Consider the following 9,840-nt stretch of genomic DNA (forward strand, 5'->3'; position numbering starts at 1 on the left):
CCAAGGATTATCTCTTGAATTAAATAATTTTGCTGATTAATTTAAGATCAAATAAATTGTACGTTTTTTGATTTATGACGGAAGTCTATTGTACCTTTAGGTATTTTATTAGTTATCAAGCTTACCCCACAAAACATTGTAGATGATTGTAGAATTCTTGGAGAAACCTTAGTTGAAAGGCCTATAAACCGTTGGGCAGCAGGAATTATTATCCTGATATGGCTTGTAATATTGGGATATTTAACCATGTACTTCATGAACGATTCACTGTCTATACTGTCTATTTTTAACAAGTGAGATTTAGATACCCTCTCTCATTTGCACCCATTTAATATAATGGGCATTATTCAAAATTAAACTGTAAACCAAAATAGAAATAAAATGTCTGCTTTCAGAGCATGACATTAGTTCTGTCGTTCAACTTTAAAAGTGACATTGGCCATGTCGATCCCGAATGATGATATGTAGGATAGCAGTAACTAGTTTCTTGGATTCTATTCACTAAAACTGACAACGTATGTATCGCATGAAGCAATGTTAAAGAATCTGGTTACTTTGTGCATAAGTATCCAGTTCACCTTGAGTCACGACACGCACCGCCTGCATTTCATCAATACGTACCAGTAGCAAGCCACCTAAAGCAGGCTGATAACGACGGGCACTGCCGAAAGGCGTATAGGCCACTTTCGACTGAATACTAAAGCTCAACCAGTCTTCATGTCCCAACATCACAGCAACCGGATCAAGTCCCTGCTGCTGCATTAATTCAATTTGCTAATTCACATAGTCTTCAATGGTTAATTCAGTCATGGTGCGGGTATTCAGTTTGAGAATTACATTTCAGACAGTATAAAGCATGCAAATCGAGCTGAAGATCAGAAAACCAGCAGCCGGTATTCTTTTAATAAATAAGTCGATTGGATTTTAATTTCCTCATTCTAGATCTGAAATTTTCTATTTCATACGATTGATAAAATTAGGAAATAACCTGTTTCACTAATAAGCTATTGAATTAGAAAATTAATTATCCAAATTTATAGCTTATAAAAGCTTAATATTTAGTTACAACCTATTCAATATGATAAAAATCATTTACTTAACGTTTAAATTGATTTTTTCTTAATCAACCGATGTTCACTATATACACAAATTCATTTAAATTAATTTAAATAAAGGCATTTGCCCTTTAAAAGATAATTTTTCACCCTTATTTAAGATTTAACAATGATGAAGGAGTGATCTCGTGAAAAAAGTGGTTAAAGCGAAAAATTTGATTGCATTTCGACTATGGTTAGAAAAATTGGGATATTCGGTACGCACCCTGGCCGATGATCGTGGTTTCAGTTTCAGCTTCAAGAAAGAATATGGCCTGGTGACCTGTGATCTGGCAGGTAATGCCCTGGCACTACAACTAGGCGAGGAATTTGAAGATCATTTAAAAGCCTGATTGCTTCTATTTAAGAGCAGAAAAATAAATTAATCTTTCCACTGATTCAACAGCGCTATTCTCCAGTTATTCAGCCCATTTCGATGGGCTTTTCTTTATTCAGTAAATTTCAGGCAATAAAAAAGCAAGGCATTTGCCTTGCTTTAATATGATGGTGGGGACGGAGAGACTCGAACTCTCACACCTCGCGGCGCTGGAACCTAAATCCAGTGCGTCTACCAATTTCGCCACGTCCCCATCAGGGTACCAACTTAGCGTTGGATTTCTTTCAAACTTTGGCAGAGGATCAAGGATTCGAACCTTGACGAACGGTTTTGGAGACCGTCATGCTACCATTACACCAATCCTCTACTTCCACCCAATATCCAGTTACCCAAATATCAATTGGTGGGGACGGAGAGACTCGAACTCTCACACCTCGCGGCGCTGGAACCTAAATCCAGTGCGTCTACCAATTTCGCCACGTCCCCAATGGCTGTGTATATTATAGAGATAGACCGACATTGACAAGCGATTTTACAAGCAATCACAATCTATTCCGCTATAAAATAAACAGTTAGTTCTATTTTTTAATTTTTTATAAAATTTCTGCCGAAAATTTGATTCATTTTAGGATATGACTGCCCATTCGTTATTTTTAATCATTTCGATTCAATTCCAGCATTTTAAATTAAAACTCAAATGAATTTCTAATCTTGATCAACATAGGCATTCAGAATACTGAAACTATTATTGATAAATAATGTCTGAACCAGTGCTTGAAATCAGAATACAATACCGCATAAATAACAACAGCTTTACCAAATTTCAGGCAATAAAAAAGCAAGGCACTCGCCTTGCTTTAATATGATGGTGGGGATAGAGAGACTCGAACTCTCACGCCCAGAAGGCGCTGCGACCTGAACACAGTGCGTCTACCAATTCCGCCATATCCCCATGGCTGTGTATATTATAGCGATCAGACCTGATTCACAAGTAGTTCTATAAAAAGCTAAATACTTTTATATCAAAAATTAATCAGTTAATTCCCTATTGAGCAAATACTGCTCTATTTAGACCAATATATAAAATTGTTAGACACCATGGGACTGATCCATATAACATTTAAATTATTGAATATACAGATCGCATGAATTATTGCAGCAATACAATGAAATTTACTAAAGCCCTGCCCTTGCAATCATTCGCTAGATAATTTAAGCCCAGAACGCATTGATGTTCATCAACCATGACAGCAAAAATCTGGTACTAAAAAAACCGCCCTCAAATTTCAGGCAATAAAAAAGCAAGGCATTCGCCTTGCTTTAATATGATGGTGGGGACGGAGAGACTCGAACTCTCACACCTCGCGGCGCTGGAACCTAAATCCAGTGCGTCTACCAATTTCGCCACGTCCCCATCAGGGTACCAACTTAGCGTTGGATTTCTTTCAAACTTTGGCAGAGGATCAAGGATTCGAACCTTGACGAACGGTTTTGGAGACCGTCATGCTACCATTACACCAATCCTCTACTTCCACCCAATATCCAGTTACCCAAATATCAATTGGTGGGGACGGAGAGACTCGAACTCTCACACCTCGCGGCGCTGGAACCTAAATCCAGTGCGTCTACCAATTTCGCCACGTCCCCAATGGCTGTGTATATTATAGAGATCATTTCCAGCTGACAAGCCGTTTATCATAAAAAAACACTCGTTTGATTAAATAAGAAACAATTCAAGTTTTATTGTATTTTTCTCATTCAATTTCAGTCATTAAGTAGTCTTTCACAGCTTGAAAATCGGCCAATCTATGCTGCTTCTGCTTACTTAACATTTCTTCTAATAAGCCTTGAAAAGCCTGTAAGTGCTGCGGTAACTCAACTTTCAGACGCTGACAATGCAAAAAGGCCCAATCCAGATAATCTGTCGCCTGTAAACGCTGACCACTCAACCACTCATAAAAAATAACACCCAAAGCATAAACTTCACTTTGTAGGCTCTTGGCTTGGCCTTGGAACAGTTCCGGCGCCATATAACGCGGTGTCGCATTCAGTTCATGCAGGTCATTCTGATGGAGTATTTGGACATGCTCAAAATCAAGCAGGCAGACCCTGCCCTGATTATTTACAAAATGTTCTTGCTTTAAATCGGCATGCAAATAACCCAATTCTTGCAGGCAGATTAAAGGCTCCACAGCTTGCAGCAAATGTTGCCGAATTTGCGTGATGGATTGCTGATGCGGCATGATCTGAAAATGCGCCGGCGCATCGACCAGAATTAAGGCCTGCTCAAATTGTTCATGATTGATCTTGAAAGGCTGTTGAATAATTTGATGTGGAAGGAAAAAATTTAGATCACCTGAGCTGGCATGAGCCTGATAAAAATCCAGCTCATGTTGCCAGCCTAGTTCAGCATGTGGAGATGATATTAAACTATCAGATCTATGCGATATCTGGGTTTTTAGCCAGAGCGCATTTCCCTTGGCATAATAAAGACGCCGACCAAAACCCAGACTACGGGCTTTGGTTCGTAGTTCAAAATCAGAAATATCGAGATGATCTAAATTAAGTCGTGGCAATGTATTCAGGTATTGGATTAAGTGTATGCTGATAATTTAGCAGCTCCAGACAATGCTGAATAGTTTTCCCGACCCGTTCCTGAGTCTCAATGAGGGAAATTTTCGGCCATGTGGCACGCTCGCCTTCACGCTGTAAAATTTTAAACAGATACGGCCGTGGATTCTGCAACATATAGCTATAGTGGCGCAGGCTATATTTACCGACAATATTCACATCACCATAATAACGCTGGTCAACTACACCATAGCCATGATCCAGCAGACGGCGTACAGGAGGTAAGCTTCCGGCATGCTCTCTGGCAAAATCCATCATGCCTTTGGTAATCACCGCGCCCTGACGGCGAACAATCCGTTGCGGCCAGCTCAAGGTACCTTTACGGAAACGTGAAATATCATCCTGCATGAATGGCACGATATGCGGGTTGGTCTGACTGGCAATGGTATAATTGATATTATACAGGCGTGCCATTTTTTCCTGTGGGAAATCACTGCGCACGCTGCCATCCACCCAGCGGGTTGAACCCATATAAGGCGTATATTGACCATCATAGCGCTTACTGGTCAAACGAACCGGTGGAAACAGAACCGGCACCGCACAAGACGCCAGTACCGCACTCCAGACCAGCAAATCCGGAGAAGTATAGGCATTTAAAATGCGTGCATCCTGTCCAGCATCATAAGGTGCAACCGCAATATTGATATGCAGACCTGAGGTTTTGAGTGCTTCTTCGAAGGTCAGATCACCCAGATTTTCGACCAGAAATTTTTTTAGATATTTTACATCCGCCAGACCACCATTGCCTTTCATCAATTCACTCATGGTGCGAAAATGAAAAGCCTCATGAAAGAAATTATGGCCTTTCAAAATATCAATATATTGCGAAGGTTTGGATACACCTAACATGGCGGTCATGATGGCACCCGCACTTGAACCGGACATTACCTTCGGCAACAAGTCCTGCTCCATTAAGGCTTTGCATACACCAGTATGAAACAGACCCAGCGTCGAACCACCGGAAAACATCAGGGCTGGCTGGCCATAGGCGCGCTGACAATGCTGAAAATATTCGATTTTTTCTTCCATACTGAGACAGGTACAGTCTATTGAAGCAATATAGGCTAAGCCTTGGCTGACTTCTTCGACATAATCTTCAATAATTCTTTTAGTGCCCACATAGGCTTCGGTAAACAGTAGAGGATGGGCAATGTTGGCAATATCGTAGCTCAGGCCTTCGCGCAAAATATACATCAGGTCACGGGTGCGCTTTTGTTGTCGATAGCGTCGTAATTTACCCAGACGATGTGCGATCACTTCTGCATCAAAGTAGGGTGAACTGTTATCAAATTTCCATTCCTGTGCACCTGATTCTTCATCTATTTTCAGGGCAATATATTTCCATTCCTCATAGGACTCAGCCTGTTGCAGCTGCTGCTTGAGCTTTTTAATACGATAGGCCTGATGTGGATTAATATCCTGAGTAAAATCTTTAAACAGCATCTGCCTTTTCCCTATATTTATTCTTGATACAGCTCGTACCCAGAGCCAGAAAATGTGTACAAATTTTCTATCCTCTACAATAACGAAAATTCTCTACTTTAAGCAAATTATCATACTTTTCTGGCTTTGACTGTGAATTTTGCAATGGTACTATCTTAGCCATAATTTTAAATCTGTAATGTTAAATCATGGCGAAAATTGAGTTACCTGACCATATTTTAAATGCCCTTTCGACTGTTCTGCAGCAACTTCAGCAAAGTCTGCCCGAACTAAAACAAATTCCTGATTTTTCTGCTCATGCCTATAAATGGCAACATGGTGAACTCAAACCTATTCATCAGCTTAGACAGATGGAACTGGCCGATTTAAAAGGGATTGAGCGACAAAAAGAAAAAGTCATCCAGAACACGTTGCAGTTTTTAAACGGCTTACCTGCCAATGATGTCTTACTGACCGGTTCACGCGGTACGGGTAAATCCTCCATTGTTCGTGCCCTACTCACCGAGTATGCAGATCAAGGGTTACGATTAATTGAAATCGAACGGGATGATTTATCCGATCTGCCTCAAATTCAGCAACTCATTGCAGAGCGTCCAGAGAAGTTCATTGTCTACTGTGATGATCTGGCCTTTAATGCCGAAGATGAAAATTATCGCAGTTTAAAGAGTGTTCTGGATGGTTCTTTACAGTCCGGTTCCAGCAATTTTGTGATTTATGCGACCAGTAACCGTCGTCATTTATTACCCGAATTCATGCATGAAAATACGCCCGTTACCCGAGTTGATGTGCCGCAATATACTGAATTACATCCTCAGGAAGCGATTGAAGAAAAAATTTCACTGTCTGACCGCTTTGGTTTATGGCTGTCTTTCTATCCAATGGATCAGAACCTGTATTTGGAAATTGTCGAACATTACCTCAAAAAGGCAGGCATGGAACTCACGCCAGAAACCCGTGCTGAAGCCCTACGCTGGTGTCAGGCACGCGGTCAACGTTCAGGACGTGCTGCCTATCAGTTTTCCAAGCACTGGATTGGTTCAACCCAACTAAATGCCTCTTAACAACTTAAAAGCGACCGGCTCAGGTCGCTTTTTTCATATAAATCATTTATATAATGATGATACTCAAAAGAAAATTAAAATTATGGATGTCGGCGCAGTTCTCATTCAACTTAAGCCCTTACACATGCAGCAAGTTCATGACTGGCAGCGTACTTTGAAAGCACGTCAAGACGAAGTAATTGAAACGCTTAAGGCTGAACAGGTTCATGTCGAGTCCTGGTTTTATCTGCAACTTCATGGTCAGGACTATTTGATTGCATATATGCGCGCCGACAATATTCAAAAAGCGCAAAATATTGCAAAACTCAGTACTTTCCCAATTGACCAAGTGCATAAACAGTTTAAAACTTCATGGCAAGCGGTTTATCCCGCCGAATTGTTATTGGATGCTACAGTTACCTGATTTATTAGCACGGCTATTCAAAATAGTTTTGTAATAAAGACTTCTCCCCCAATCAATAATAAAAAAAGCCCTGGAAATACAGGGCTTTTTTGACATCTCGAATTATTGTTTATCCCCAATAATGGTAGACCATAGCAGGTCATCAATTTCACTGCCATTGAAATAAACAGTAGCCTTCAATGATTCAGGCTGGTTCTGTTTGACCTCAATTACCTGATCATCGCTGTCCTTAATTCTAAGCACGCCCTCTTTTGGCAAATGCTTATAGTTATTTAATACGGTTTCATCCATTTTAAATGGTGTCGTGGTATTAAAATCAAAACTGTAACGATAATCTGCCAGATCAGGCTGACCGATAATCGTACCACGACTGGTTAAGGTACGAATCCCATTACTGCCACTGCCATAATCATCGACCAAGCTGTAATTATAATTACGCACCTGCAGATATTCTTTGCTCTTTGTATCAAACGCGATTCCAGAAGTACCTGCCTGACCGGTCTCGGCGATACGCTGGAATTCCAACTGATCGATTTGATAAGATTCGGATTGCCCCATGTTATTTTTGGTTTTACGATGCACAATTGTGCCAGAAATCAGGTAGTCGTCCTTGAGATTAAAATCTACATTTGAACCATAACGGACATTGCTAAAGCTTAAAGTCGTCGTGTCACCATTCACCGTCTGAGTAATGTTTGAGCCTTTACGGTAAGTTTTATCCAGAATAATACAGTTATCTTTATCTGTTTTTAATTTCAGGGTTTTGACCGAACCAGTGGTATTGACTTCCGAACAGATCAGATTTGGATATTTAATACTATTGATGCCCAAATTATAAATTTTGATAATACGTGCAGTACGCCCATAAGGATAATCTGCGAATACTTCTCCAATCATGTGACCTAGAGCAACATTATAGTCGGTATCATTACTGGTATTTCCGGAAATTTTATCGCGAATTTTCTTTACAATATCCTGATCTTCAAACGGGACAAACTCCTCTGAAAGCTCAGGGGAAATACTTTCCTTAGGAACATTTGGAGGTGTAGTGACAGTAGGACTGTCTGAGCTACTTCCCCCACCACCGCCACAGGCACTCATTAAACCCGAAATAAGAGCAAGTCCAAAGATAGAAATCTGCTTTTTCATAAAATTTATTCCCTAAAATTTCTTTGCATTTTTATTTGGTGATCACTAAAGATTGGCCTTCTCGAAACTGAACAGCTCAAATGCTATTTCTGCCGGTAATGTTTTTTCTTGGCAGCCAGCTTTATCCTTCGATAGCGCTTTATCTTTAAACAAAGAATTTTTTGGTTCTGTAATTTTAATGTATATTTCAAACAACAATTATCATAAGAAATGAATTGCTTATTTGAATCTTGTTCCTTACCAGAGTCACTTTTCAACACACTTAAAGCGCATTTAATTAGATCGATTAACTTTGCAACAAAGCTTATAAAATTTGTAATGGTTAAGTTAAAGACGGATTGAATTTTCTTTTTATGGAGAATCATGCTCAACTTTCATACATGGCTATGAAAGAAAATATTAAAAGATAGGATGACTTTAGAGCATAGAAAATGATCATTTTTATGATATGAAATACTGAATCATTTAAAGAAGATTTAAAGCGTCAATTATTTTAGATTGGTCATGGATTCACTGGATTTTTTCCGACGTTTATATTCAAACATGTTCTGATCCGCTTGTGCGAGCGCTGCAAATAAACCCTGACCAGGATGACGCATTGCCATACCAATCGCTGCGCCAATGTTTGCTGCTGCAAAGGCATTAATTAAACGATCCACTAAACTTTCAGTACCCGTTTCATCATTTTCCACGCTAAGAATCACAAACTCATCGCCACCCAAACGGGCAACAATATCATTAATTCGTACGTTATCTCGCAATACTTGAGCCGCATTTTGAATCAGCTTGTCACCCTCATCATGCCCCAAACTATCATTCACCTTTTTTAGGTCATTCAGGTCAATAAATAATACAGCGGCGGGATGACCATATTGCTTACAACGCTCTTCTTCTGCTCGCAGCAGTTTTTCCCAGGCACGGCGATTATAGAGCCCGGTCAATTCATCTTTACTGGCTTCTTCCTGCAATAATTCATGCTGTCTTATCTGCTCACTCTGACGTAATTCTGCCTGCAAGATCGAACTGAGCAATTGTCCCAACAACTCGACCAGTTGCATATCTTGCACAATAGCTTCCGATTTGGTTTCTGGATCAATCGCACAGAGCGTTCCAAACAAACTACCATCTTCTTTAAGGAGTGGCTGACCAATATAAGATTTTATACAGACCTGCTGATTAATCGGCGCTGTGGCATATAAAGGAATTTCTTCAGAGCGAGGTGCAATTCTCGGGGCCTTACCTGCGACCATATGAGAACAAAAAGAATCAGCCCACTGAAACACTTGGCCGGGTCGTATATCATAACCATGGTCTTCACTTTGCAGCACAATCCAGTCTTGGCCTTCTACCCGGGTAATCATCCATAAATCAAAGCCAAAATGCTGATGCAGAAACTTTAATACTGCCTCTCCAGCATCCTGAAAACTTTTGAAATTTATATTTTCCATCCGAGATTGCCTCTGCTACAAACCTGTAAAAATATGCATGATATAAACTTAAGCTATTAAACTATTTTTCCGGTTTCAATAGAATATACAAGCTCTAAATACAGCTATAAAACTATATATTTACAACATACCGTTGCTATAAGTTTTCATTTAAAAATTCACAATAAAAAAGAGGCCTTAGCCCACTGCTGTCCCATAGTTTGATTTAAATAAAAAACCTGAGTCCAAATCGTTAAAATATGAGTGCAAGCAAACACTTTAACGACCAGGATTC

General features: G+C 39.9%; 8 protein-coding genes and 7 tRNA genes. 3 read left to right on the forward strand and 12 right to left on the reverse strand.

Annotated features, from left to right (window positions below; all coding sequences use genetic code 11):
• Positions 1 to 537 precede the first annotated feature (537 nt).
• Positions 538 to 762, reverse strand: coding sequence for a hypothetical protein (locus NI469_RS14955; protein ID WP_004280021.1), 225 nt, complete (start codon positions 760 to 762; stop codon positions 538 to 540).
• A gap of 481 nt (positions 763 to 1,243) precedes the next feature.
• On the opposite strand from NI469_RS14955, the gene NI469_RS14960 reads away from it, so the two are divergent.
• Positions 1,244 to 1,447, forward strand: coding sequence for a hypothetical protein (locus NI469_RS14960; protein WP_004280022.1), 204 nt, complete (start codon positions 1,244 to 1,246; stop codon positions 1,445 to 1,447).
• Positions 1,448 to 1,599: 152 nt separating this feature from the next.
• On the opposite strand, the gene NI469_RS14965 is transcribed toward NI469_RS14960, so the two are convergent.
• From NI469_RS14965 to NI469_RS15005, 9 genes are all read right to left on the reverse strand, one after another.
• A tRNA-Leu gene (locus NI469_RS14965) sits at positions 1,600 to 1,684 on the reverse strand.
• Between the two features lie 39 nt (positions 1,685 to 1,723).
• Positions 1,724 to 1,797, reverse strand: a tRNA-Trp gene (locus NI469_RS14970).
• Positions 1,798 to 1,832: 35 nt separating this feature from the next.
• Positions 1,833 to 1,917: transfer RNA gene (locus NI469_RS14975), tRNA-Leu, on the reverse strand.
• Positions 1,918 to 2,297: 380 nt separating this feature from the next.
• A tRNA-Leu gene (locus NI469_RS14980) sits at positions 2,298 to 2,383 on the reverse strand.
• A gap of 377 nt (positions 2,384 to 2,760) precedes the next feature.
• Positions 2,761 to 2,845, reverse strand: a tRNA-Leu gene (locus NI469_RS14985).
• Between the two features lie 39 nt (positions 2,846 to 2,884).
• Positions 2,885 to 2,958, reverse strand: a tRNA-Trp gene (locus NI469_RS14990).
• A 35-nt stretch (positions 2,959 to 2,993) separates the two neighbouring features.
• Positions 2,994 to 3,078 (reverse strand) — tRNA-Leu (locus NI469_RS14995).
• A 107-nt stretch (positions 3,079 to 3,185) separates the two neighbouring features.
• Complete coding sequence (locus NI469_RS15000) at positions 3,186 to 4,007, reverse strand: protein kinase domain-containing protein (protein ID WP_213687139.1); 822 nt, start codon at positions 4,005 to 4,007, stop codon at positions 3,186 to 3,188.
• Positions 3,994 to 5,505 (reverse strand): DUF3336 domain-containing protein, encoded by a 1,512-nt coding sequence (locus tag NI469_RS15005; protein WP_005246731.1) that lies wholly within the window; start codon positions 5,503 to 5,505, stop codon positions 3,994 to 3,996. The genes NI469_RS15000 and NI469_RS15005 overlap by 14 nt, the downstream gene beginning before the upstream one ends.
• 188 nt (positions 5,506 to 5,693) lie before the next feature.
• On the opposite strand from NI469_RS15005, the gene NI469_RS15010 reads away from it, so the two are divergent.
• Both NI469_RS15010 and NI469_RS15015 read left to right on the forward strand, forming a co-directional pair.
• The gene (locus NI469_RS15010; protein WP_004280026.1) at positions 5,694 to 6,566 is read left to right on the forward strand and encodes an ATP-binding protein; all 873 of its coding nucleotides are present in this window, start codon (positions 5,694 to 5,696) and stop codon (positions 6,564 to 6,566) included.
• Complete coding sequence (locus NI469_RS15015) at positions 6,556 to 6,969, forward strand: DUF6176 family protein (protein WP_004646620.1); 414 nt, start codon at positions 6,556 to 6,558, stop codon at positions 6,967 to 6,969. The genes NI469_RS15010 and NI469_RS15015 overlap by 11 nt, the downstream gene beginning before the upstream one ends.
• 102 nt (positions 6,970 to 7,071) lie before the next feature.
• Here NI469_RS15015 and NI469_RS15020 read toward each other — a convergent pair whose 3' ends face one another.
• Together NI469_RS15020 and NI469_RS15025 are read right to left on the reverse strand one after the other, a co-directional pair.
• Positions 7,072 to 8,118, reverse strand: a complete 1,047-nt coding sequence (locus NI469_RS15020; RefSeq protein ID WP_180038880.1) for a hypothetical protein — start codon at positions 8,116 to 8,118, stop codon at positions 7,072 to 7,074.
• 488 nt (positions 8,119 to 8,606) lie between these two features.
• Positions 8,607 to 9,566, reverse strand: coding sequence for a sensor domain-containing diguanylate cyclase (locus NI469_RS15025; protein ID WP_253175626.1), 960 nt, complete (start codon positions 9,564 to 9,566; stop codon positions 8,607 to 8,609).
• Between the last annotated feature and the right edge of the window lie 274 nt (positions 9,567 to 9,840).

It is taken from the genome of Acinetobacter lwoffii (genome assembly GCF_024129735.1).
GTDB classification, from domain to species: domain Bacteria; phylum Pseudomonadota; class Gammaproteobacteria; order Pseudomonadales; family Moraxellaceae; genus Acinetobacter; species Acinetobacter lwoffii_H.

Coding starts and splice junctions, on each gene's coding strand:
- NI469_RS14955 (WP_004280021.1), bottom strand. CDS start 762: ATGCAGCAGCAGGGACTTGATCCGGTTGCTGTGATGTTGGGACATGAA.
- NI469_RS15005 (WP_005246731.1), bottom strand. CDS start 5,505: ATGCTGTTTAAAGATTTTACTCAGGATATTAATCCACATCAGGCCTAT.
- NI469_RS15010 (WP_004280026.1), top strand. CDS start 5,694: ATGGCGAAAATTGAGTTACCTGACCATATTTTAAATGCCCTTTCGACT.
- NI469_RS15015 (WP_004646620.1), top strand. CDS start 6,556: ATGCCTCTTAACAACTTAAAAGCGACCGGCTCAGGTCGCTTTTTTCAT.
- NI469_RS15020 (WP_180038880.1), bottom strand. CDS start 8,118: ATGAAAAAGCAGATTTCTATCTTTGGACTTGCTCTTATTTCGGGTTTA.
- NI469_RS15025 (WP_253175626.1), bottom strand. CDS start 9,566: ATGGAAAATATAAATTTCAAAAGTTTTCAGGATGCTGGAGAGGCAGTA.